General features: G+C 41.2%; 14 protein-coding genes. 8 read left to right on the top strand and 6 right to left on the bottom strand.

Going from position 1 to position 25,727, the window contains the following annotated elements; translation table 11 throughout:
* Window positions 1-54: 54 nt before the first annotated feature.
* From KEM09_RS20380 to KEM09_RS20370, 3 genes are all read right to left on the bottom strand, one after another.
* On the bottom strand, window positions 55-4,548 hold the full coding sequence (locus tag KEM09_RS20380; protein ID WP_212231419.1) for a hypothetical protein: 4,494 nt from the start codon (window positions 4,546-4,548) through the stop codon (window positions 55-57).
* A gap of 161 nt (window positions 4,549-4,709) precedes the next feature.
* Entirely contained in the window at window positions 4,710-5,642 is a 933-nt protein-coding gene (locus tag KEM09_RS20375) for a hypothetical protein (RefSeq protein WP_212231417.1), read from the bottom strand.
* Window positions 5,643-7,142: 1,500 nt separating this feature from the next.
* The gene (locus KEM09_RS20370; RefSeq protein ID WP_212231415.1) at window positions 7,143-7,622 is read right to left on the bottom strand and encodes a PaaI family thioesterase; all 480 of its coding nucleotides are present in this window, start codon (window positions 7,620-7,622) and stop codon (window positions 7,143-7,145) included.
* A gap of 190 nt (window positions 7,623-7,812) precedes the next feature.
* Between KEM09_RS20370 and KEM09_RS20365 the strand changes: the two genes are divergently transcribed.
* From KEM09_RS20365 to KEM09_RS20355, 3 genes are read left to right on the top strand one after another with little or no spacing between them, the layout of a single operon-like run.
* Window positions 7,813-8,955 carry an efflux RND transporter periplasmic adaptor subunit gene (locus KEM09_RS20365; RefSeq protein WP_212231413.1) on the top strand — a complete coding sequence of 381 codons (1,143 nt, stop codon included), beginning with the start codon at window positions 7,813-7,815 and terminating at the stop codon, window positions 8,953-8,955.
* Window positions 8,956-8,957: 2 nt separating this feature from the next.
* Window positions 8,958-12,101, top strand: coding sequence for an efflux RND transporter permease subunit (locus KEM09_RS20360; RefSeq protein WP_212231411.1), 3,144 nt, complete (start codon window positions 8,958-8,960; stop codon window positions 12,099-12,101).
* Complete coding sequence (locus KEM09_RS20355) at window positions 12,101-13,474, top strand: efflux transporter outer membrane subunit (RefSeq protein ID WP_212231409.1); 1,374 nt, start codon at window positions 12,101-12,103, stop codon at window positions 13,472-13,474. Before KEM09_RS20360 ends, KEM09_RS20355 begins: the two co-directional genes overlap by 1 nt.
* Window positions 13,475-13,545: 71 nt before the next feature.
* On the opposite strand, the gene KEM09_RS20350 is transcribed toward KEM09_RS20355, so the two are convergent.
* Window positions 13,546-15,753 (bottom strand): bifunctional alpha,alpha-trehalose-phosphate synthase (UDP-forming)/trehalose-phosphatase, encoded by a 2,208-nt coding sequence (locus KEM09_RS20350; RefSeq protein WP_212231407.1) that lies wholly within the window; start codon window positions 15,751-15,753, stop codon window positions 13,546-13,548.
* A gap of 253 nt (window positions 15,754-16,006) precedes the next feature.
* On the opposite strand from KEM09_RS20350, the gene KEM09_RS20345 reads away from it, so the two are divergent.
* Window positions 16,007-17,815 (top strand): glycoside hydrolase family 15 protein, encoded by a 1,809-nt coding sequence (locus tag KEM09_RS20345; RefSeq protein WP_212231405.1) that lies wholly within the window; start codon window positions 16,007-16,009, stop codon window positions 17,813-17,815.
* A 123-nt stretch (window positions 17,816-17,938) separates the two neighbouring features.
* On the opposite strand, the gene KEM09_RS20340 is transcribed toward KEM09_RS20345, so the two are convergent.
* On the bottom strand, window positions 17,939-18,445 hold the full coding sequence (locus tag KEM09_RS20340; protein WP_212231403.1) for a ferritin: 507 nt from the start codon (window positions 18,443-18,445) through the stop codon (window positions 17,939-17,941).
* 226 nt (window positions 18,446-18,671) lie between these two features.
* On the opposite strand from KEM09_RS20340, the gene accC reads away from it, so the two are divergent.
* The 4 genes from accC (at window position 18,672) to KEM09_RS20320 (ending at window position 23,608) form a co-directional block, all read left to right on the top strand.
* Window positions 18,672-20,186, top strand: a complete 1,515-nt coding sequence (gene accC / locus KEM09_RS20335; protein WP_212231401.1) for an acetyl-CoA carboxylase biotin carboxylase subunit — start codon at window positions 18,672-18,674, stop codon at window positions 20,184-20,186.
* A gap of 11 nt (window positions 20,187-20,197) precedes the next feature.
* On the top strand, window positions 20,198-20,704 hold the full coding sequence (locus KEM09_RS20330) for an acyl-CoA carboxylase biotin carboxyl carrier protein subunit (RefSeq protein ID WP_212192965.1): 507 nt from the start codon (window positions 20,198-20,200) through the stop codon (window positions 20,702-20,704).
* Between the two features lie 15 nt (window positions 20,705-20,719).
* On the top strand, window positions 20,720-22,258 hold the full coding sequence (locus KEM09_RS20325) for an acyl-CoA carboxylase subunit beta (RefSeq protein WP_212231399.1): 1,539 nt from the start codon (window positions 20,720-20,722) through the stop codon (window positions 22,256-22,258).
* A 192-nt stretch (window positions 22,259-22,450) separates the two neighbouring features.
* Window positions 22,451-23,608: an aldo/keto reductase gene (locus KEM09_RS20320; RefSeq protein WP_212231397.1), complete on the top strand. Its 1,158-nt coding sequence runs from the start codon at window positions 22,451-22,453 to the stop codon at window positions 23,606-23,608.
* Between the two features lie 83 nt (window positions 23,609-23,691).
* Here KEM09_RS20320 and KEM09_RS20315 read toward each other — a convergent pair whose 3' ends face one another.
* Window positions 23,692-25,623 (bottom strand): methyl-accepting chemotaxis protein, encoded by a 1,932-nt coding sequence (locus tag KEM09_RS20315; protein WP_212231395.1) that lies wholly within the window; start codon window positions 25,621-25,623, stop codon window positions 23,692-23,694.
* Window positions 25,624-25,727: the final 104 nt, after the last annotated feature.

The raw sequence follows: 25,727 nt of genomic DNA, 5'->3' as shown, positions 1-25,727 counted from the left end.
TTTGCGCCTCTGTGTTCCATTTTCACTCACCTCTCACTACTCATCTCTATCTTCTCACTCCTCAATCAAATCCACCTGCTTCACTTCAAATCCATTCTTCATATTTATTACCTTCTCGCTGGTTACAGTATTTCGTCCCGGCAATACATAACTCAACTTAATCGGGTAATTACCTGCACTAACCTGCGGAGCCGGATATTTATTTAAAATGGTCGTCATGCGCGATGTTGGTGTTAAACCATTACTTACGGTATTGGCAATATTGTTTCTGATGTTGGCATAGTCAGCTGACCACACTTCTTGCAAAGTGTATATGAGATGAGTCATTTCGGCTTGTTGTGTAACAGTCCCCGATTCAATATCTGCATCTGTCAGCAGGTAGTTGTAACCAACCTGCCACATATCAATACGTTTAACTGGTGGCACACCATATTCGTTTGTATCACGATAGTCAATAAGTGCTTTCGAATGAATCGGATACCCTTCATATATCAATGGATAGATATTAGTCTGGTACCAATCAGCTCCATTAAGCACTGCTTCCCGCTGTATCAATGGTTGAATATCTCCATCACCGTTTATTTCATAGCGGTCAAAGAATTCTGGCCCATAATAAGTGGCCCCAAGTAAGTCCACTCCCGGACTTGCATTATAAAGGAATCGAACATTCATCTCATTAGCCGAAACTTTATCAAGGAATCTATCGTGATTACTAACCCGGAATGGAATGGTATAAAAGGCCTTTTCTTCAGCTTCACTAATCGAACCAAGAGCTTCACGCGTTGTCACCTCAGTTGTGCTTCCTGTATTAGAATCAACCGTTGAGCTTGTTGTCTCTTTCACATTTCGGTTGATAGCATTGTTACTGTCTATTGGAACATTAACTAACTCAAAAGCATGTACTTTACCACTCACCAGGCTTTCAGGCACAACTGCTTCAGCTGTTTTATCATTGGCCCTATAACTGATATCCGAATAAATGGCTTGTCCATTAACCGGCGTCCATCGCGCCTGTTGCTTCCAGCCTTCTTGTGGTACAAAGAATGGTTCCAGATCAGACTTAAAGGTGATATAAGCCGTACCATATTCCTTCTTGTAAAAGTTAACTTGCCTGTCCATTGGATAACTGTACTGAATATAGTCACTTGGAATACGGTCGGGTAATACGCCTGTAGTAAACTGTGCTTCCTTAGTTTCGTAATAAACCTTACCTGAATCATCCTTATAGGCTTGCCACTGGCCATCTTTATACTCTTGGAAACTAACTTTGGCTACCACTTTATAAGTAGATTTTGGATCGAAAATACGGTCTGGGGTATAGGCTAGCGTGGTTTGTTCAGCATCCAGTTCATAGGAACCGCTTATCTTGTGTTTGTCTTTATAGATACTGTATTCGGCTAATTGAACTTTAAAAGTCTTTGTCAGCTTTACATCTTCCGAAATACGGATGACCTTATCTATTGGCATATTAAATACCGCCTGTGGTAAAGTAAATATGTCAACATCTTTTGATTCACTGGCCGGAGCCAGGTCTGCGATAATCTCTAAATCAGACAGGTCACTCATGGTGCGAAGCTCACACTTTGTACCGACCCTCATCTCAAACTTACATTTACCTTTAATCAGTCCTCCAAGAATACGATATTGCCCTCCTACAACGCCTTTCATCCAGGTTGGGTTAGGTCCTTCTAACCGGATGGCTGCTGCCGTTTGTAAACTAATGATATCAAACTTTCGTGTCTTGAAGAAAAGCTTAACTTTAATGCCAATCTTTCCTCCAAAATAAGCATAGGCTTGCCCTTTACCATACCATCCATTGATACCAACGCCACCGCTAAGACCTTCACAGTAGGCCTTATCGCCGTAATCAAGCAACATTACATCAAATCCTCCTCCAAGTTCAAAGCGGGCATAGAATATCAGGAAGCGTAAATCTCCTGTATCCAGTTCAAAATTAGCTCCAAATGCCAAGCCTTTACCCATGATAATCTCACCCTCTGAACGATTACCATTGAAGTCGGAATTATCCATATTCAGATATTCCAATACTTTCGGGTGCATCACCATCGCATCTGGTATATCATGGCCAGCCATAAAATAGCCTCCCACTTTGACCAAACCAACCAGTTCCAATCCAATGGGTGCATCGGGGCGTCCCAGGTGTAAGTACCATTTATTCGGATCGATGTGCATAACTCCGCGGCCAGCACTATTGTTTTTATTTATGCCCCTGATAAGTCCCGCATCTACAAATAGTTCCATTTCACTATGGAAAACATCATGTTCGAAATCCATTACTATTGAGATGGTGGCTTTCATTACCTCATGTGATGGTATTTTTAGCTTTTTACCTTCAACAACTGTGCGTGACATGGCTTTCACTTCACCCACACTTGCTTCTAACTGTGGAGTGGCAACAACAGCTTGTCCATCAAATGAAACCAAGTTGATCCCACCATGTCGGTTAAACTGTATAAGAAAATTAACTTTACAACTTATGATTTTTGGATAAACGATGCCGCCCTGCACTGCCGCCCGTATGGCCAGATGACTATCTTTATCCGGAGAGTAGGTTAAGCCTGATATTGATTTGCCCATTTCGCCACCCGGATCGCCATCGCCATTCTGCTTCATACGGTAATACATTCCTCCACCAAAGCCATTCATAATGAATGGTCCGGCTGTGACACCTGGACTTGGCAAAGTAAGGAAGGCATCAACGAAGAAATATCGAAATCCATTAACCTTTCCAAATACAGCGATTGCCTGCAAATCAAAAGAGTTGGCAAACTTAGCATCTAAATCACCCCGAAAACCATCGCCATAAACAGGATCTCCTTTAGCAAACAGTATGGTACCCTCAATTTCAAATGCACCCTCTTTGCTTGCTTTGACATATATCTTATCAATTGATAAGCCATCATACTTCCACTTATCACCCGATGTATCAGTCTTTATTCCTAACACTGTCTCACCAACAATTCCATCGTCTTTTGCCGGAGACAAGTTAAGTTTGACACCGAAGGTAAACAAACCGGCATCTGAGGTCTTCCGAAAAGAGGCTTCCGTTATTGTTATTGGAAATTCGTTAAATGACATATCCTCATCAGAAGCCATACCCAGGTAATCTATATCTAAGTATGGCTTTAATGTCGCGATTCGTAAGCCCTCAAAATCAAGCTTAGGAATATTCAATAATTTACCACCTCCACCTTTGGCACAAGCGAAAGTTATTTGACCATGCAGCTCAGCTGCCGGATAAAACTTACCGTTATCTACTGTTACCTCAATTCTGGACGACTGATGCAGATTAACCTCAGCTGCTAATGCATTAAAAGGTAAATCTTCGCCAACACTAATTCCAAAGTGATAAATGCCTTCTGCATCATAAAAAGCATCATAATCGAGTGTTTTATCTGCACCCTGAACTTGAACTTGTCCTTCAAGTCCAAAGTAACGAACTTCACTAGTGAACAACTCCAACTCAAGTTCTTTAATGGAAAAAGGCCAGTTCCCCATCTCTCCATCTTTTAATGAGAGAACATTGGTGGCACCTATAAAGCCAGTCAAGCCATAATTGTCCAACAGAAACTTTTTAGCATATATAGATGTAACCTGCCCATTTTTATTCGATAGCTTCCCAGATAAATAGACACGTGCTTCATTAACATAGATACCTCTCCAAAGAGTGGTCATCTCACCACTAAAATCACCCGGGTAATCACTTGGTAAGGCAAACTCAGATGAATTTCTGGCATCACTATAGTCAAATGTCAGGTTTTCAAATGAGAAATAGGCTTCATTAAATCCAACCATTTTAAAAGGAGCCAGTGATAAGTCCACTAAAATATCCTGAAAACTAGATACAGTCACACTAAATAAAGCTGATACTTTCCCTTCTTCCTGTCCAGTCTGTGGATTGACTTTCTTAAAACGTTTTTCGTTTAACTCTAACTCAGCATTTAAACCTAATTGATTAAAACCGTTACAATCCCAATCAACATAACTACCTTCTTTAATCCAGAGTGAAGCATCGTTAATGATTTTCACTTCTTTCTTTTCAATCAACTCAAGTTGAAACCCATCTAATAAGCCACTTCCAAATGTAAAAGCTATGTTCCTGGCTTCAAAGCGTAGTTTGGAACCATCAAGAGGGTTGGTCAATACCATAAAGGCATTAAAGATGGCATGGTTGTTCAGTATTTTCGCCTCATTAATAACAATCATATATGAAGCATTGCCACCAACTGAAATCCCTATCGGTAGACTATAAAGTGCGGATTTATTTAGTTGATTGGTTATACGACCTTCAGAGATTACCTTATCAAGAATCAAATCATATTCATGCTCAGCCTCAATAGTATTTGCAGGCTCTTGCATATCAAACTGTTCGGCAATAAAAACAGCTTCATCAGGTAATTCAAACTCATCAAAATAACGGACGTTCTGTGCCTCATAGTTATTACTAAACAGAGAGCTCAGAAAATAAAAAGCCAATAGTATAGATAAAGAAAACCGTTTTAGATTTTCAGTTAACTGCTTATTCATATGTTGGGATTGTGTGTGAGTTAATGCGGATTATCCCCTCATAATCCATATAATTCTCATTTTAAATATCTCTTTATTCTAATTCTATCTTGTAGCTTGACCTAATCGCATCTTCGACCCTAACTCATTTCTCACTTGAGAGCTATCATAGTCTTACTTCCTTATTTAGGGCCAAATACCACTTTATAACTCTCTCTATTCTCTGCAATCCAAGCTCTAATAGCTAGCAAAGCTTGTTCATAGTTGTCACAATCAAGGTCCCCCGATGCCCCCACACTTATTGGAAAACCTTGTATAACTGGTGCAATATATTCTGCCAATCGATAACCACAGTCAATGACTACATCATTATCAGGATCGGCAGATGTACAATTGAGATTCTCAACAGCCAATTCATCTAATAAGTAGTCAGTTATCTGCTTATCTTCTATATAAAGCAAATCAGGAATCAGGTTATAAATAACCTGATCATTTATACCAATGGCTTCTACTTGGTCAATACATTGATTAACCATCAATGGATCTCCCATTCTGGCTAAGGTCAACTGCAATGCCCATTTATCTCTATAATTAATGATTGAATCTCTTTTCAAACGATTCTTATAATATGAGGTAAGCTGCTCCATTTTCAGCTTACCCGAAAGCATCACGATACGCTTATAATGGCTGGGATATTCCATAATTATTCCAGCTAATCGATTCTTGCATCGGTTATCAAATACTTCTTCAGGAAATTCATCGAGGTAATCCAATGTTGAAGATACTAACTTAGATGACTTATCAGTAAGTCCTTTCTCAATAAGGTGATAAACTGCATTTTGTGAGCTTTTATTAATTTTGTTATATTCAACTATGTCATATAATAATCGATAGCTCAATTGACGGTCTCTTTCATCTTCTGATGAAATATACTTATTGGCTATATCAATAATTTCCTGGCTTTCATATTCCCTAAACACTTCCTTTACTGCACTATATGGATACTTACCTTGTCTGAAACTTTCAAAGATATTATCTAAGGAAATGCTTTTCTGCGCCTGACAATACAATGAAAAACACAAAAATGATATAATATTAAAGATGTATTTTGTCATTAGGTTTGTTATAAATTATATCTATTCTTCTTACTAATACTAATTTAAGATACAATAGTTTCACGTTTTATAATATTGGAATCCTATCTGAATAACATTCCCCTTACTTATTAATTACACAACCTTAAAAACGTAACACATTTTTGGTGAATAATTTGAATAAAAAATTATACCACACTGGATATCTGCACAATACAAACAACAATAATAAACACATAATATATATCTTAATTCCTAAAATTGAAGGTATGTAATTAATTAGTGAACTCAGAGATGAACAATCCAAATGAAATCTTACAATATTGAGATTGACTGCAGGTTTTGCATATTTAGTCGAATCCCTCTCTCCGCACTAAATTAAGAATCCCTGTAAGTTGAACTTACGGGGATTTTTTTTGTATACGCACATGCATTCTGAAAACCTAATATAGTTTGGATTGAAACCATGTTAGGTTTTACTCCAAGCCACAAATGATGCTTCCTTTTTACTTTCGCTACTATTGCAAATTAGCCACATGATAAGCGCTCAAATATCGATAGTGATCGATCGACAAACCGATAGTGATCGGATCGCCAACCGATACCTATCGGTTTTGAAATGGATAGTTATCGTTTTTTGTATCCATAGTGTATGCGTTATCGGCGAGTAGTTAGTATGTTCCTCCCCGATGAAATCTTGCGCAAAACAAATCAGCCCAATTAACTTTTGTAAGGCTTGAGAATAGGCAACTTTTTATTCATCTATCTGATAGCCATTACTCACATTAAAAGTGCGATATTATTTAATCAACTATGATTATTAACCAGAGGCCTATTGAATAAGACCTAGCGAAACGCTGCGCCGAACTTTTCGTTTTTGTTGCCAGGCGGAACGGATAACTATGATAGTTATCGTAAATTACTCTTAACCCGGACATACAAATGATGTAGTTGCAAACTACTAGGTATGTTCGACGAAGTATTATGATTTAGAATAAATTACAATATTTTCATAGATTTCCCCACCTGAGAGCAATGTAATTACAACTAAATTATTGCTCCTTGCCTAAACTAAAGATCCACTTACGAAAATAGCCAGGTTAATTTGGTAGCAGCAAAACATATATTTATAGTTAGTAATTTAAGAGCACGCCATTTGAAAACCATTTCCAGCTTCTTTAGTAACATTATTTATTATCGCTTTAACTAATAAGCAAGCCTAAGAGGCAGAATGTATGATACCATTATTGTCTCTAGATCATTCTCCGAACAGATTCCCATTTTCGCAATAATATTTACAAATAAAAACAGCTTCTTCTTTCAGTCCTATTGACAATAAAATAAAATGCTTTTAATGGAATAATTCTTCAATTTAGTCTAAAAAATACCGCAGTTTATCACAATCACAAAACCAAACATTCCGCTCTCCGATTGATTTTCACTATATTCGTTTCATCTTTCCTGACAGGTTGTTTTCCCCTTGCCCCGTTCTCACACTCTTTCCTATTGAGCGGGGCTTTTTTATTCCCAAAACTTATCTTTACCCGGATATTTGTATTTAGTGCACGCTACATTGGAAGGAAACAAATAATATTCGACTAAAGCTGAACTGCATAACACCTCGCTGGCATTGTATATTTTAGTGTCAATAATTGCACTTCGTCTGTTCTTTTCCTTTAACTCTGCTACAATTTGCACTTCACCATTTGTCATATACAGAGGCTTGTGGTATTTCAACTCCATAGCACTGGTTACTCCTGCCGTATCAAGCAATGCATATACATACCAACTGGCAATTTCATCCATTAGTGTGGCCTGTATACCGCCATGTACCACATTCGTATAGCCTTCAAAAGCTTTTTGAGGCAACCAGTTGGCAAATAACTTTTCACCATCGGAATAAAAACTCAGTTGTAAGCCATTTGAATTGGCCGGCGAACAACCAAAACACTGATAATCTGCACCCTTATTGACTTCAAAAGGATTAAGTATTTTTTTCATCTCCATCATTACCATATATCATATCAAAAATTAACAACTCCTACCTGTTTATTTAAACAATTATAAATATGCATCGTTTTTATCAAAAAGTTAAAGACATGGTAGATAGAATTGCATTCTACGTGCTAAATTCCCTACATTTACAAGAACTTTTACGAACAATAAAAATTGATCATTCACACTTATGATTATGAGAAACTATCTAGCACTTCTTATGGTACTGGTTGTATTTGCTGGCTGTAAAAACAAACAACCAGCAATGGCACCTCCAGTAATTCCGGTGTTTACAGCTAAAACAGAACAAATCAAATTAACTAAAGACTTTGTAGGACAGACATATGGGCTGTTTGACATTTCAATCAGAGCAAGGGTTGATGGTTACCTGGAAGGCATACATTTTAAAGAAGGTGGACGCGTAAAAAAAGGACAACTACTGTACTCCATCGATCCAGCACCGTTAGATGCCAAGGTGGCTGAAGCCCTGAGTATGGTAGCACAAGCCAAAACCAATCTGGTTAAAGCCGAAAGCGATTATAACCGTTACAAACCATTAGCCGAAACAAACGCTGTCAGTCAGAGTGATTATGACGCTGCTGTAGCCAACTTTGGTGCCGCACAAGCTTCACTCGAAGCTGCTGAAGCTTCTTTACAATACGCCAAGATACAGCAGAGCTATTCTAAAATATACTCACCTATCAATGGAATAATCGGGCGTTCAATGGCTAAAGCGGGCGATTACGTGGGTCGTGAGCCCAATCCGGTTGTACTAAATACAGTTTCGCGCCTGGATACTATTCTGGTTCAGTTTCATTTAACTGAGCAGCAATACCTGAACCTGGCTCAATATGCTAAAGCTCAGGAAACACTTAAGACTCCACCAAAAGAGCGTCAGGCAGATATACTACTTTTCTTTGCAGATGGCAGCCAACATCCCGAATTGGGCAAATTTGATTTTATTGGTCGTAACATAGATCCGACAACCGGCACTGTAATGGTGCAGGCATCGTTTCCAAACACTGATGAACTGGTACGTCCAGGTCAGTTTGCACGCCTTCGGCTGGTGCTGACCGAGCCAGTTGAGACTTTACTTATACCTGTTAAATGCCTGCAGGAGGTGCAAGGAGAATACAGTGTTTTTGTGGTAGATGCTGAAAATAAAGTTGAATTCCGGGCCGTTGAATTAGGTGAAACACTTCAGGATATGGTAATTGTCACATCAGGACTCAATGCCAATGAACGCATTGTTTTGGAAGGACTTAGTAGGGTAAGAACGGGCATGACTGTGCAGCCACAAGATAAAGCATTTGAGTCAGTACGCAATAATCAGCAATAGTTATGGGAAGTTTTTTTGTAAGAAGGCCTATTGTGGCCATGGTTATTGCCATTGTCATTCTTATTGTAGGTGGTATTTCTATGCTTCAGTTACCAATGGAGCAATTTCCGGATATTACACCACCTATGGTGCAGGTAAGAGCCAATTATACAGGTGCCAATGCACTGAATGTAGAGCAATCAGTAGCCACTCCGCTCGAACAGCAGCTTAATGGCGTGGAAAACATGATATATATGAAATCGACCAATGCCAATGATGGTAGTATGGCTATTAATATATCATTTGAAGTGGGTACCGACCCGGATATGAACACGGTATTTGCCCAAAACAGGGCATCAGCTGCTACCGCCAAGCTCCCTGAAGAAGTAAAACGACTTGGAGTGACCACTCAAAAAAGTATGAGTAGTATTGTATTGGCCTTAGCAGTATATAGTGATGGTCGTTACGACCAGGAATTTCTGGGCAACTACTCCATTATTAACATTCAGGACATTCTGGCTCGTGTTAATGGTGTGGGACGTGTGCAGGTAATGGGTGCCAGCGACTACTCTATGCGTATATGGATTAAGCCCGATCGCCTGTCGCAACTTAATCTTACTGTACCGGAGATTACAGCTGCCATTCGTGAACAGAATGTCATTGTACCAGGTGGTAAATTTGGTGCTGAACCAGCTCCTCCGGGTACCGAATTAACATATACTGTCACTCTGCCCAACCGTTTGGTAACTGAAAAAGAATTTGGTGAAGTTGCTATCCGTACCAACCCAGATGGCAGTCAGATTAAATTAAAAGACGTAGCTACTATCGAGCTGGGCTCCGAAAGTTACAACTCCAATGCACAATTTCAGGGTAAACCGTGTGCATTGATTGCTATCTATCAGTCACCAGGTACCAATGCCGTTACCATGGGAGAAGAAATTCTGAAGACCATGGACGAACTGGCCAGTTCATTTCCTGAGGGTGTAACCTATGATATAGCTTTAGATGCCACAGCTCCTATTACTGCTGGATTAAAAGAGGTGGCTATCACCTTAGTAGTGGCTCTAATACTGGTTATCCTTGTAGTATTCTTGTTCATCCAGGATTGGCGGGCAACGCTGATTCCTACCATTGCCATTCCAGTTTCTCTTATTGGTGCATTTGCTGTATTCCCTATGCTGGGGTTCACTATTAACACCTTGTCACTGCTTGGTTTGGTATTGGCCATTGGTATTGTAGTTGACGATGCCATTGTAGTGGTAGAAGCTGTACAAGTGAATATTGAGAAAGGCATGAATCGTCGCGAGGCAACCATTGCCGCCATGAAAGAAGTAACCGCTCCCGTAATCGCTACTACGCTGGTGTTGATTGCTGTATTTATACCGGTAGCTTCAATGGGGGGCATTACAGGGCGTTTGTATCAGCAGTTTGCAATAACTGTAGCTGTGTCAGTATGCTTCTCTTCAGTTAATGCATTGACCCTCTCGCCAGCTTTAGCCTCAATTCTATTGCGTAAACCTGAGCTACCCGGCGGACTGCTTGGACGTTTTTTTAAATCATTCAATAAAGCATTTGATCGCAGCTCGGTAAAATACATGAAAGCTACCAATGTGGTGGCCCGTAAAATAACCCGCAGCATGCTGTTTATTGGTGCCACTGTTGTACTAATTGTTATCATCAGCCGATTTGTACCCGGCGGATTTATACCAGAAGAAGATCAGGGCTACCTGTTTGTGAACGTGCAGCTGCCTGATGCAGCCTCACTTCAGCGCACTCAGGAAGTAGTGAATAATGTGGAGGCAATGCTTGAAGGAGTGGATGAGATAGCCAGTGTGGCTTCGGTATCGGGTTTCAACCTGCTATCGGGTAGTATGTCAACCAACTCAAGTATCATTTTCATTACACTTAAAAATTGGGACGATCGCGGACTTAAAGCCAATTGGCTTGCCCGTAAGCTTAATTTTATGTTCTATCAAGGCATCAAAGAAGCGCAGGTATTTGCCTTTGGTCCTCCGGCTATACCAGGTTTAGGTAGTGGCTCGGGCTTTTCATTAATGCTGCAGGATAAGCTGGGCAAATCGCCACAATATCTGGCTGAAGAATCAGCTAAGTTTATTGCGGCAGCACAGCAGCGCCCCGAGATTGCCAATGTCTTTACAACCTATCGGGCAAACGTACCTCAAAGGCGTCTTAACATCAATCGTGATAAGGCGCTAAAAGCCGGCGTAAGGCTAAATGATTTGTACACCACCATCAGTGCTTTCCTTGGAGGTGCTTACATCAATGATTTCAACCGCTTTGGTCGTTTATACAAGGCCTACCTGCAGGCAGCACCAGAATTCAGGCAGGATGGAGAGCAGCTGAACATGTTCTTTGTTAAAAACAAGGATGGAGAAAGCTTGCCACTATCCTCACTGGTAACAGTCGAAAAAAGTTCAGGAGCCGATTTTACCAATCGTTTTAATCTTTATCGCTCTGTTGAACTGTCAGGTACACCAGCTCCTGGCTATTCATCGGCCCAGGCCCTTAACGCGCTTGAAGAGGTGGCCAAAGAAGTACTTCCACCTGGAATGGGTTATGAATGGGCAAATATGTCTTATCAGGAGAAAAAAGCAAGTGGTTCAGGATCTATCGTTTTTGTATTCGCCTTGATATTTGTGTTTTTAATCCTGGCAGCTCAGTACGAAAGCTGGTCATTACCTTTCAGCATCCTGTTAGGTACTCCTTTTGCTGTGCTGGGCGCAATGCTGTTTGTGTTATTGGCTCGCTTTGTCAGCCCTAGCTTCGAAAACAATGTATTTATGCAGATTTCGCTTGTGATGCTGATTGCCATGGCAGCTAAAAACGCCATTCTAATCGTTGAATTTGCCAAAATTAAGTTTGATGAGGGACTCAGCTTATTTGACGCAGCCATTGAGTCGGCCCGTCTACGCTTCCGCCCAATCCTGATGACGGCTTTCTCATTTATATTGGGTGTTTTACCACTGGTGATGGCCTCAGGTGCCGGCGCCGAAGCACGTAAAGTAATGGGAATGGCACTGCTTGGAGGAATGACTGTAGCTACCATTTTGGGAGTAGTTATGTACCCTATGCTATTTGTTTTTATCGGCAAACTAGCCAGGTACGAAGAAAAAAGAGCCTTAGCTAACCAAAAGAAAGAAGAGTAATGAAGATACTGAAATATATTCTGCCTGTCATTGGTATTACATTGCTGTTTGGCAGCTGCCGAATGGGCAAAAACTATACAAGACCGGAGCTTGACACTCCGGAGAGTTTTATATACGCTAATGGTGATACAAGCTACAATGCAACACTAAGGTGGTGGGACCTGTTTAATGATCCGGTTTTGGATACACTTATCCACAAGGCGCTAAATAATAATAAGGACTTGTTGGCAACAGCCCAAAATGTTGAAGCCGCGCGTTTGCAGCTGGCCATTCAAAAAGCAGATCTTCTGCCGCAATTCAATTATTCAGGCACTGCCGGAAGAGGTAATTTTCAGGGATTCAGCCTACCAGAACCTACGAATGCGTTTAATATTATTGGTCAAGCAAGCTGGGAGATTGACTTCTGGGGTAAGCTTCGCAGAATGAATGAAACAGCCAGGGCACAATACCTCGCCTCTGAATATGGTTTAAATGCACTACGTTTGTCTTTGATAACAACTGTAGCCACCACCTATTTTCAGGTACTTGAGTTTAGGACCAAAACGGTAATCGCGGAACAAACCTATGCCATCCGCGACAGTTCATACCTTATCCTGCAGGAGCGCTTTAATGCGGGTATTATTCCTGCAATTGATGTCAATCATTCGCGCATACAAAAAGCGGTGGCAGCAACTGCTATACCGCAATACAAGCGATTGGCGGCCCAATCAGAGAACCTCTTAAATATGCTTATTGGCGAAAACCCACAGCTGCATACCTTTGAGGCTCAGCTTGATGATTTCATAGACATCCCGACCATTCCGGCTGGAATACCTTCAGATATACTTAATCGCCGGCCTGACATTTTAATGGCTGAGCAACAGCTTGTGGCACAAAATGCACTGGTGGGAGTGGCTCAGGCTGCCCGTCTGCCATCCATCAGCCTTACAGGTATGTTTGGCTTGGCCAGCGATGATTTAAGCACTTTAACATCTGGTGACCCGGCATGGAATATCAGTGGCAGCATACTGGGACCTATTTTTAATTGGGGTAAAAACACCAACCGCGTTAAAGCAGAAAGGGCCAGAACAGAAGCAGCTGTCTATCAGTATGAAAATGCCGTATTGAATGCATTTAGAGAAGTGGAAGACGCCCTGCTCTCGATTAAAACGCTGAAGGAGGAAGAGTTGGCCATACAGGAGCATGTAGAAGCCGCCACTGAAGCCGCCAGTCTTTCGGCCGACCGTTATGATAAAGGGATTGCCAGTTATATTGAGTTTCTGGAAAGTCAGCGACAGGCTTTTGATGCTCAAATGCTACTCACCGGCAATAAACAGGATATTCTGGAAGCATACATTAGGTTATACCAGGCACTGGGAGGTGGCTGGCAATAATACTACTTAACTGCATACAGAAACGGCGCCTATGAATAGGCGCCGTTTTTAGTTTTTATGCTATATGAGATTTATTCACCCAAGTTACGCAAGAACTTTCTTACGGCATCAACCGATTCTAATTTGTAATTGGCGCTGGTGCGCTGAATACCCACTTTAATGGTTATTGCTCCATCCGGTAGTTCTTTAAACATGTATTCATCTGTCCAGTCATCTCCCATCGCCATCAGGTAATCGAAGTTCCCATTATGAATAAACTGGTTAGCTGCAATACCTTTATTGATACCTCCGCTCTTCACCTCAATCACTTTGCTGCCCTCCATTATCTCCAGGTTTAGATTACCAACCAGGTCAAGCAACTCATCTTTCAACTCATTGGCACGAATAAGACTTTGCTCAGGCTCTGCCTTACGATAATGCCACACCAGCGAGTAGTTCTTTTCTTCTATAAAAGAGCCTGGCGTACGATCAACAAAGCGCTCCAGTACTGGACGAATCACCGGCATCCAGTCATTGTTTACATTGGTAAGTGTTTGCCACTCGCCACCATGCTTACGCAACCAAACACCATGCTCACAAATAAGGTTAATGGGTACATCAGCAAACCATTTTTCAAGCGTATAACGGTCGCGTCCGCTAATAATAGTTACGGTATTCTTCTGATCAGCCAGTAGCTTATTCAATATTTCATAAAGCTCATCATTGGGCGTTGCTTCCTGAGGATTCTTGTGAAAGGCTGTGAGTGTACCATCATAATCCAGGAAAATAGCCCGCTTGGCTGCATTAACATATCGTTTATTGATTTCGCCAAATACACTATTCGTAATTTTTTTCACCAGGAATTCTTTCTGAATACGTTTGACATTTTCCAAAGCATCCACAAACTCCCCTGCCCACTTATATACCGAGTAGCGCTGAATGCGTTCCTGCAGGTAACCCATGCGCTGCTTTTGTTCGTCCAAAGGCATCGTTAACGCACGGTGCAATGCTTCAGCTATCTCATCCTCGTTAATTGGATTAATAATAATGGCCTCTCCCATCTCTTTGGCAACTCCTGCCATTTCACTCAGCACAATAACTCCTGTTTGATTACCTCGTGAAGCTACATACTCCTTGGCTACCAAGTTCATACCATCACGAAGCGGCGTAATCAATGCCACATCAGACATGTTGTATAGTTCTACCAGGTTCTCGAACGGCATTGCCCGGTAAAAATACCACACAGGCGTATAGTTTATATTACCATAGGTACCATTAATATTACCTACAAGCTCGTCCACTTCTTTCTTGAGCATCATGTACTCCTCCACCTGCCCGCGGCTTGGCACTGCCAACATAACCAAGGTCACTTTCCCGTGAAATTCAGGATACTTCTCCATAAATTTCCTGAAAGCCTTTAGTCGCTGTGGAATACCCTTTGTATAGTCCAAACGGTCGATGGACAGAATAAGGCGTCTGTCGGGCGATGTCATGAAATATTTCTCCAGCTCTTTATGTAATTCTGAGCGCTCCTGAATGGTTTTCTGCATTACCGATGCCGAAGTGTTTTTGAACTTGGCATAGTCAATACCCATTGGGAAAGAGTCGGCCTTGATAATACGATTATCAGCATGTATCTCGTTAAAGGCAATTTCGTAACCATATAGGCGACGCACCGAGCTTAAAAAGTGACGTTCATAATCGTAAATATGAAAGCCCAACAAATCGGCCCCAAGCATCCCTTTTAATAGCTCCATACGCCAGGGAAGTATCCTAAACACCTCATACGATGGAAATGGAATGTGCAAAAAGAAACCAACTGTCACATTGGGTTTTTTAGATTTAATCATTTCGGGTACCAGCAACAACTGGTAATCGTGCACCCACACCCGGTCGCCATCTTCGGCTACCTCCAGCACACGGTCGGCAAAACGCTGATTGACGCGCTTATAGGTTTCCCAGTTAACCGGTGAATAATCAACGTACTGGGTAAAATAGTGAAAAAGCGGCCAAACGGTTTTATTACTAAATCCTTCATAATATTCCAGAATCTCCTGTTCGCTAAGCGGCACTGTAACGCAACTTTTTTCAAGCAGCTTTTGGTCAATGGCATCACTTTCTTTGGGCGAAAGTTCATCTGAATTTACACCCGACCAGCCAATCCATTTTCCACCATACTCGGTATAAACCGACTTCATGCCCGTTGCTAATCCTCCAACACTTTCAATCAGTTCGTATCCATCTGCTTCTTTTTTTAAACTATATGGCAATCTGTTAGCCACAATATGAAGTTTCGACATAGAGATATATTTGATTATTATTTAGTCTCAACCACAAGCCTTTATAAATGCTTCTGCAAATAAGGCCTGACAACTAAAAACAGTTACAATTCGCGCTAAATAAATGATTTTATAAAAGAAAACTACAAATAGTAGTATTATTAAAAAAATACCATTTTTTTTGCAGTACTAAGCAAATATACATTTTTATAGATTATTTCAAAGTTTACTTAGTAGAAGTTTTATCAGAATACAAGTATAAGTTGGATTGCGTATGAAGAACCTTGATTACGGTATCATTGGGAATTGCAGAAGTGCTGCACTGGTTTCGAAAACCGGCTCTGTCGAATGGCTTTGTTTACCTCACTTTGCCGCTCCTTCAACCTTTGCCAGAATTCTGGATGATAAGAAAGGCGGATTTTTTAGTGTTAAACCGGTAGGCGACTACGAAACTGAGCAGTTTTATATATCTCGCACCAATATACTTGTCACCAAATTCACTTGTGAATCAGGTGTTTTTGAATTGCATGATTTTATGCCACGCTACCGCAATGAGCACGGTGTATATTATACGCCACCCGATATTGTCAGGTACATCAAGCATATTTCAGGCTCGGTAAATGTGGTTATCAACTTCGAACCAAAGCTGGTTTATGCCATGTCAAACACAGCTATTGATGTTGAAGAGGAATATATAAAAGCCTACACCACCGATGGTGAATACGATTCTGTTTATCTGTATTCGTCTTTCGACAAGAAAAGTATCAAAGACAAGCTGCCAGTAACCATTAAGCAAAACGAATACCTGTTGCTAAGCTATAACCAAAAACTGCTGAAGCAATCGACCAATCGCTCTTACCTAAAGCATCAGCGCACTAAAGTGTATTGGCTTAACTGGTCAGACAAAACTACCAGTTTTAAGAGTTACGAGGCTGCCATTAACCGGAGCGCCCTGACACTAAAACTGCTAAATTACCAGAAATCAGGTGCCATTCTGGCTGCACTCACCACTTCACTGCCCGAAACCATTGGTGAAGTGCGCAACTGGGATTACCGCTTCTGCTGGATACGCGATGCATCGATGGTGGTAAAAATCATGACTGAACTGGGTCATGAGCGCATTGCCGAGCGTTACCTGAATTTTATCATCAGCCTGATGCCTGATAAAGGACAGAAGATGCAGATTATGTACGGCATACATGGTGAGAAGGAACTCACCGAGGTGGAGCTTGATCACCTGGCAGGCTACGAAGGTAGTAAACCGGTGCGCATTGGCAACGCCGCATATGTACAAAAACAGAATGATATTTATGGCATCCTGATGGATGTGGTACTACAGTATTTCGAACGATTCCGCTCAACACTTGGCAACAGTGAAGACTTATGGACCATAGTGCGTAATATTGTAAAAGTGGTTGATGAGAACTGGCAAGAACCTGATAAAGGTATCTGGGAGATTCGCAGCGAAGGCAAACATTTTACATTTAGTAAAGTTCTGTGCTGGGTAGCCATTGACCGTGCACGCAAGATTGCGACACTCTTAAAGCGCGACACCTATGCAATCGAATGGAAAAAACTGGAAGAAAAGATAGCTGCCGATATTCATAAAAATGCCTGGTCAGATCAAAAGCATACATTTACTCAGTCATATGGCTCCAATGATTTAGATGCAGCTGTGCTGCTGATGGAAACCTATGGTTTTATTAAGGCTGATGACCAGCGCTATAAGAAAACGGTGCTGGCTATTCAAAAAGAACTGGAGCACGACGGACTGATGTATAGGTATAAGAATGAAGATGATTTTGGCGAACCACAGTCAGCGTTTACTATTTGCTCGTTCTGGTTGATTAACAGCTTATATAAAATTGGGCTTAAAGATGAAGCCAAACGTAAATTTGATGCCTTGCTGGCTTGCTCAAACCACTTGGGATTATTCAGTGAGGACCTGGATTTTAAAACACGACGTTTGTTGGGTAACTTTCCACAGGCCTATTCACACCTGGCTATTATCGAAACTGCCATTACTTTATCTGGCGCACAAATATCAAAAGAAGCTCAGATTATGAAATCGATTCATCATTAAAAGCGATCATTACATAGCTTATAAACAATAAAGCCGGCTAAAAGCCGGCTTTATTGTTTATAATCCTTAATGTTTAAATATCAGGATGTATTTTATTCTCTGCATTAACAACCTGGTAAGTCATTACTCAGCACTGGCAGGCACTTGACCACGCATACCCATAATATCACGATCGAACATATACAGGTTGTGATCACCTAACAGTCTTAATTTATCGTTAATGGCAGCTACAGAAGCTTCCTCTTCAATCTGCTCAGTAACGAACCATTGAATCCAGTTATGAGTAGTAAAATCTTTTTCTTCTAAACAAACCCCTACAATACCACTGATTAATTCAGTCACATATTGCTCATGCTCATACACCTTGGCAAACACAGCTTTAATGTCTTTGTATTCAGACGGTGGCTGTTCTACTGAAGGAATAATGGCCTTACCACCACGCTCATTAACATATTTAATAAATTTCATCATGTGCAAACGCTCTTCTTCTGCCTGGGCATACAACCAATTGGCTGTTCCTTCATACCCATTAGTGTCGGCCCAAACAGCCATTGCCAAATATAAATTAGATGAATAAGCTTCTTTTTCAATCTGATTAACCAGAATTTCTTCGACTTTTTTCTTAAGCATAACAGTTAAAAATTAAGATTCTAATAGCAAATATACACTTAATAAACCATCCAATCGGTCAGCTGTTTAGCCACATTCTTATTTATAATCATTCCACACAAATTCATCAAACCGTTTGGAAGTTTGATAAAATTCAGCTTTTTTGCACATCGGAATTAAAGGTCTTTTAATGTTATTTAAAACATTTTGACTTCTAATTTTTTATAATTGAAATCTTTATTCCATTATGATCAGAAAAGTCTTAGTTGCTAACCGAGGCGAAATTGCTGTCCGCGTTATGCGATCGTGCCGCGAGATGGGCTTACGCTCGGTAGCCATTTATTCCGAAGCTGACAGAACTGCGATGCATGTCAGGTACGCCGACGAAGCCTACTGTGTAGGTCCGGCCACATCAGCAGAAAGCTATCTTAATATTGAGAAAATCATTGAAGTGGCCAAGGTATCAAAATCTGATGCCATACACCCCGGCTATGGTTTCCTGTCTGAAAATGCCAACTTTGCTGAAGCTGTTGACAAAGCGGGCATCATATTTATCGGTCCATCGATTCATGCGATCAATACCATGGGCGATAAACTAACAGCCAGGCAGTTAATGATAGAATCAGGTGTTCCGGTAGTGCCTGGCACAAAAGAAAATATTGATGATCCAAATAAGCTGAAAACAATTGCTGCTGAAATAGGCTATCCGATTATGCTGAAAGCCAGTGCTGGTGGCGGTGGTAAAGGCATGCGACTGGTCCGTGAAGAAAAAGACCTGGTGAATGCCTATAACATGGCTAAGTCTGAAGCCCGTTCAGCGTTTGGCGATGATGCTGTGTATATGGAGAAATACATTGAATCGCCTCATCACATTGAGTTTCAGATAATGGCCGACCAACATGGCAATTACGTTCATCTGTTTGAACGCGAATGCTCAGTGCAGCGACGTCATCAGAAAGTGGTTGAGGAAACGCCATCTCCGCTTATGACGCCAGAACTGCGAAATAAAATGGGTGAGCAAGCCATTGCTGCAGCCAAATCGGTTGATTATGTTGGAGCAGGCACGGTTGAGTTCCTGGTGGACAATGACCATAATTTTTACTTCCTGGAAATGAATACACGCCTCCAGGTTGAGCACCCGATAACAGAACGTACCACTGGTGTTGACCTTGTGAAAGCACAAATTAATGTTGCAAACGGCCTACCTCTTGAATTCAAACAAGACGATCTGCGACAAAATGGCCATGCCATTGAGTGTCGTATCTACGCTGAGGACCATAAGAATAATTTTATGCCTTGCCCTGGTGTAGTGAAAAACATTACTGAACCAATGGGACTGGGTATGCGCACCGATGGCTATGTATATGAAGGGTATGAAATCCCATTCCATTACGATCCAATGATATCAAAGGTAATATCTTGGGCACCCACCCGTATGGAAGCCATTGATCGTATGAAACGTGCGCTTTACGAATATAAAATCACCGGGGTAAAAACCTCCATCCCATTTGTAGCCCGCATTATGGAAGCCAAAGATTTTGTTGAAGGCAACTACGATACGCACTTTATCGAAAAGAATATGGACTTTTTGATGACGGACGAGGACGATTGTACAGATTATTGTGAAGACATCGCCTTGTTTGTGGCCTTTCTGGATTATACCCAGAAACTAAAAGATGCGGCTGATAAAAGCAATGTTGCCACACCAAATCAATCGGCCTGGAAAGAATATGCACGCCGCAAAAACATCTTACGACTATAAAATCAGCCACTATGCCAATAGAATTAAAAATAGATACGCGCCTTGCCAGAATTAAAATTCTTGAGCAGGATGGCTCGAAATACAAAGTTGATATTGATGGCCGGATTTACGATCTGGATCTTATAAAGGTAGAATCAGATACGTATTCTATACTGCTGGATGGTCAGTCCATTAACATGGAGATGATTGAAGGAGACAGCCTGAATGAGTACAAGGTTAACACCATCAGTAACTATTATGAAATTGAAGTGATTGACGCTGCTACGCGCTATCGTAACTCGTCGAAATCCTCACTGGATGCCGGAGGTAATATTATTTCAACACCTATGCCAGGTAAAATTGTTAAAATACCTGTTAAAGAAGGTGATACTGTAGAAAAAGGTCAAACAGTAGTCATTGTTTCTGCCATGAAAATGGAAAGTGAATACAAGAGTGCTGTTGATGGCATTGTAAAGAAGGTTTATGTAGCCGAAGGTGAAGCGGTTGAAGGTCACCAGCCTCTAGTAGAAATTGAATAACTAATAGTTTGAAAGATGCAAAATTTAAAAGAAAAATATAAGAAGTTTGAAGAACGTAACCGCGAAGCCGAAGCAGGTGGTGGCGAAGCACGTATTGAAAAACAACATAAGGGTGGTAAACTGACAGCCCGCGAACGCATTGACATCTTTTTGGATGCCGGTACGTTTGTGGAACTCGATAAACTAGTAAAACATCAGTGCAATAATTTTGGCATGGAAAAAACCCAGTTTCCGGGTGATGGTTTTATTACCGGTTATGGAAAAGTAGATGGTCGACTCGTGTATGTTTTTGCACAGGACTTTACTGTTTTCGGGGGTTCATTAAGTCGTACCAATGCCGATAAGATCATTAAAATATCTAACATGGCACTAAAAATGGGTGCCCCACTTATCGGACTAAACGACTCAGGCGGTGCCCGCATACAGGAGGGTGTTCAGAGCCTGGCCGGATACGGTGATATCTTCTACCTTAATGTTAAAGCTTCAGGTGTTATTCCTCAAATATCGGCCATTATGGGTCCTTGTGCAGGTGGTGCTGTTTACTCCCCTGCCCTCACCGACTTTATTTTTATGGTGAAAGACACCAGTTATATGTTTGTAACAGGGCCTGATGTGATTAAAACAGTCACACACGAAGAGGTGACCAAGGAAGAACTGGGAGGTGCGCATACGCATAATGCCAAAAGTGGTGTGGCACACTTTATGGCTGATAACGACGAACATACATTGATGATGATTAGGGAGTTACTAAGCTTTATTCCATCTAACAACATGGAAGACCCACCGGTACTGCCAACCACTGATGATATCCGCCGTGAAAGTCCTGAGCTGCAGGAGCTAATTCCAGCCGATCCGAACAAGCCCTATGATATGCACGACCTGATTAGCAAAGTGGTGGATAACAAACACTTTTTTGAGGTGATGCCCCATTACGCCCAGAACATTATCACTGGCTTTGGACGTATGGCTGGTCGAACTGTAGGTATTGTAGCCAATCAGCCTAACTACCTGGCTGGTGTCCTCGACATTGAATCATCGACTAAAGGAGCCCGCTTTGTACGTTTCTGTGATGCGTTTAATATACCTATTGTGACCTTTGTGGATGTACCAGGATTCTTACCAGGAACTGTGCAGGAGTATGGCGGTATTATCAAACACGGCGCCAAACTACTATATGCCTATGCCGAAGCAACTGTACCAAAAATTACTATTATAACACGTAAAGCCTACGGTGGCGCCTACGATGTAATGGCATCCAAGCACCTGATGGCAGATATTAATTTTGCCTATCCAACAGCTGAGATAGCTGTGATGGGTCCTGAAGGAGCTGTTAACATTATATTCAGAGGCGAACATGATGAAATTGCCAAAGCTGAACGCGTGGATGATTACCGCGAGAACTTTGCCAATCCGTATCGTGCTGCTGAATTAGGCTATATTGATGAAATCATTTTGCCTAAAGAGACACGCTTTAAACTCATACAGGCATTGGAAATGACTCAAAACAAAAGCGAAACAGCACCGCTGAAAAAACATGGCAATATGCCATTATAAAAGTTAACTATCGTTTACTTTACAGCCGTATATTCCATGGAGGGTATTGTTCTTAACAGGATACAATGCCCTCTTTTTTTAGCCAGTTTGCTGCTGACACCCCACGAGATTTGAACATCAGTTTGCTTGTGTTGTTGAACTTTGGATTAGCTTTGCAAACCAATAAGCAAATACAAACAATACAAAAGCAAAATGGAATACAGACGATTTGGCAAAACAAACAAACACATTAGTGTTATCACCCTTGGTGGAATGCGTTTTAAAAACGTCTGGGACAATCCACGTCAAACAATACCTGCAGCCACTCAGGACCATTGCAATCAAATGGTTGACCTGGCTATCAAACAGGGTATCAATCATTTTGAAACGGCATACGGCTATGTGAAAAGCGAAACTGTTTTTGGACGAACTTTAAACAAAGAGCTTAATATTGACCGTTCGTCGTATCACCTAATGACCAAAGGAAATCCGCTTACGGCTGATGAGACACGTCGCCTGGTGGAAGAGCAATTAACAACACTTCAGACTGATTATTTTGACTTTTATGCCTGGCATGGCATTAATACTAACGAGTTATTATATAAAGCCTGTCAGTCAGGTGGTGCAATTGAGGAGCTATTGAAGATGAAAGAAGAAGGCATTATCAAACATGTTGGCTTCAGTACCCACGGCTCAGTGGAAACAATTGTTAAAGCCATTCAAACAGATATGTTTGAATTTGTTAATCTGCACTACTACTATTTTTACCAGCGCAACCATGCTGCAGTGCAACTGGCAAAAGAAAAAGATATGGGTGTTTTTATTATTTCGCCCAACGACAAAGGCGGACAATTGTTTCAGGCACCAGCAAAAGTCCATAAAGCCATTCCACATGCCACACCCATCCAATGGAATGCCCGTTTTTGTCTGAGTCACGCCGAGATGCATACTTTATCGTTTGGCATGACCGAAGCCAGTCACTTTAACGAGATGAAAGGCATATTTCCCAGTCATATCCCACTCGCTCAATCAGATTTTGATGCTAAATTACAACTGGACGGAATGGTAAAAGATGATCCTTACGCACATTTTGACGGCTATGACCTGAAGCACAGCTCTGATTTGGATATTCCTCTGCTTCTACACTGGCGCAAGCTATGGAAATGTTATGACATGCTTAACTTTGCCCGCTACCGCTACAAAGAATTAAAAACACCCAACCATTGGGTACCCGGCGTATTTGCCACACCTGATGCCATTAATAAAGTGGACTTTTCGAAAGTTCCCGAACACATCCCTTTGAAAGAAATGCTGCATGAGCTGCACGAGGCTTTTTATGAAGCTCCTCAACAGTTAAAAGTAATAAGCTAAAAACGCACCAATTAGCTATTAGCCTATGCATTTATTTGCAGGACAATACAAGATGCTTTAATCTAATTGGTACGTTATTTTTTTTATTGATTATTGACTCTAAAAAAGGCAATCATCTGCTTTAAGTTTTCAGATTGAGAAGCTAACTCCTCGGCACTGGAAGCTAACTCCTCGGCTGAAGCTGAGTTTTGCTGAGTGACATTACTCAACTCCAGAATAGACGCATTCACTTGTGTTGTTGCACTATTCTGCTCATTGCTGGCAGCAGCTATTTCCTCCACCAATTGAGTTGTTTTTGTTATCTCAGGTATCATCTTTTGCAACTGCCCACCAGCTTCTTCAGCCATATGAAGACTATTGGTTGCACTGTTAACAATTTCATCAGCAGCAACTCGTGTATTCTCAGCCAGTTTCCTGACCTCAGCAGCTACCACAGCAAATCCTCGTCCATGTTCACCTGCCCTTGCTGCCTCTACAGCCGCATTAAGTGCCAAAATATTAGTCTGTATAGCTATATCATTGATGATTGTAATTTTATCGGTAATGTTACGTGTGGCATCCAAACTCGAAGAGGCCTTGGACATCACCACCTCAAGCCCTTGCTTAGCGCCTTGGGCAATTGTTTTGGTGGCACTGGCATTACTGGCATTCTGCTCAACATTAGCTGCAATTTCCTCTGTTGTAGAAGATATTTCTTCAACGGAAGCCGCCTGCTCATTGGCTCCACCAGAAATCTGCTGTGCTGCAGAGCTAAGCTGCTGACTGGCTGCATTAATGCCATCAGCACCCTCGTGTATGCCATTTATTACCTCTTTAATCTTATAGAGCATCCGATTGACTGCAGAGTGTAAGGTGCCTATTTCATCACTTCGCTCATTGATATCAATATTAACACTTAAGTCACCATCAGCCATTTGATTCATACCATGACTGATAATTTCTATTGGTTTAGTGATATTTTTGGAGATGATTAAGATGATACTCAGCATCACAATGGTACTGATTAATCCTATCACCAGAATCATTACAGATAAATGAATTGTATCCGCCATTATCTCGTCACCAGGAATATCAATCATCACCGTCCAGGGTTTGTTGGAATTACCCGGATGAACAGGTGAATAAATGCGGGCTACTGTTGTATTCAAATGCTGCGATTCTGTTTGCTTGATATGCAACCGGCCTGCTTTTATTGCCTTAAGTGTTTCCTCATCAAAGCCTGTAAATAAGGTATCAATTCTGGCACCAACAAGGCTTCTGTCGGGATGAGCGGAAATAATTAAATTATTGGTAATAATTGACCCGTATCCGGTATCATACACTTCCAGCCTGTCGTTCAGTTGCATCAGCTTTTCAAAGTCGAGGTCGATACCAACCACGCCTAAAAAAACCTCATCCACAATTAACGGTGTTACAATAGAGATGGTTGTTTCCATATCTTCTTCGAGGCCTGTAAAGCTATACTCTGAAGGATCATCAACAAACTGCTTTTTTGTTGCTTTTGGCACTGCATAATAGGGTTCTGCATACTCTTCTGTATTGTCGTCACTGACATGACTCACAATATCGGTTCCCAAGTTTTGAAACAGCAACTCATCACCTTCTCTAAAGCAGGAGGCAGTAAAAAGCCCAATCTCCTGACTGTATTTCTTGGCATAATAAGCATCCATATCATCAAACGCATTGGGTTCCCACATGGTCCACACCCCAAAGTAGTTCTCATTCTGCTTTAAACATTCCTTCAGTAGATCCAATACCAGATAACGGTCCCCTGCTTCATTTTGTCTTAGCGTAAGCATGGTTTGAGCCAGTGTTTCGCTGGTTGTAAGAGCCTGGTTCAGGTAACTCTCAATGCTCTTTGCTTCATCCTCCCCTATCACCTGAGCCAGATTGGCTGCATCGTCCTTGGCTTTTGAAAGTATATTGTAAATAATCACACCCAAGGTGACGCTAAATACAACCATGAAAACTGAGATAATATAAATATTCAGTTTTGCATTTAATCCTAATTTCATACTCAACTACATTACTGTCCCATTAAATTCTAACAATGTTCTTTGAAAATATTGAAATTTAGTGAGTTGTAGGCCATTTTCGATTAAACGGATTTCAATTTGCA

Origin of the sequence: Carboxylicivirga mesophila, from assembly GCF_018271975.1 — a bacterium.
GTDB lineage: Bacteria > Bacteroidota > Bacteroidia > Bacteroidales > Marinilabiliaceae > Carboxylicivirga > Carboxylicivirga mesophila.
The sequence above is the reverse complement of the archived record's forward strand: the minus strand, read 5'-3'. Positions and strand labels throughout refer to the sequence as shown.

Excerpts from the sequence above, each read along its gene's own strand:
- KEM09_RS20360 (WP_212231411.1), top strand. The coding sequence starts at position 8,958 with ATGGGAAGTTTTTTTGTAAGAAGGCCTATTGTGGCCATGGTTATTGCC.
- KEM09_RS20340 (WP_212231403.1), bottom strand. The coding sequence starts at position 18,445 with ATGCTTAAGAAAAAAGTCGAAGAAATTCTGGTTAATCAGATTGAAAAA.
- KEM09_RS20355 (WP_212231409.1), top strand. The coding sequence starts at position 12,101 with ATGAAGATACTGAAATATATTCTGCCTGTCATTGGTATTACATTGCTG.
- KEM09_RS20350 (WP_212231407.1), bottom strand. The coding sequence starts at position 15,753 with ATGTCGAAACTTCATATTGTGGCTAACAGATTGCCATATAGTTTAAAA.
- KEM09_RS20315 (WP_212231395.1), bottom strand. The coding sequence starts at position 25,623 with ATGAAATTAGGATTAAATGCAAAACTGAATATTTATATTATCTCAGTT.
- KEM09_RS20345 (WP_212231405.1), top strand. The coding sequence starts at position 16,007 with ATGAAGAACCTTGATTACGGTATCATTGGGAATTGCAGAAGTGCTGCA.
- KEM09_RS20370 (WP_212231415.1), bottom strand. The coding sequence starts at position 7,622 with ATGAAAAAAATACTTAATCCTTTTGAAGTCAATAAGGGTGCAGATTAT.
- KEM09_RS20320 (WP_212231397.1), top strand. The coding sequence starts at position 22,451 with ATGGAATACAGACGATTTGGCAAAACAAACAAACACATTAGTGTTATC.
- KEM09_RS20365 (WP_212231413.1), top strand. The coding sequence starts at position 7,813 with ATGAGAAACTATCTAGCACTTCTTATGGTACTGGTTGTATTTGCTGGC.
- KEM09_RS20380 (WP_212231419.1), bottom strand. The coding sequence starts at position 4,548 with ATGAATAAGCAGTTAACTGAAAATCTAAAACGGTTTTCTTTATCTATA.
- KEM09_RS20330 (WP_212192965.1), top strand. The coding sequence starts at position 20,198 with ATGCCAATAGAATTAAAAATAGATACGCGCCTTGCCAGAATTAAAATT.
- KEM09_RS20325 (WP_212231399.1), top strand. The coding sequence starts at position 20,720 with ATGCAAAATTTAAAAGAAAAATATAAGAAGTTTGAAGAACGTAACCGC.
- accC (WP_212231401.1), top strand. The coding sequence starts at position 18,672 with ATGATCAGAAAAGTCTTAGTTGCTAACCGAGGCGAAATTGCTGTCCGC.
- KEM09_RS20375 (WP_212231417.1), bottom strand. The coding sequence starts at position 5,642 with ATGACAAAATACATCTTTAATATTATATCATTTTTGTGTTTTTCATTG.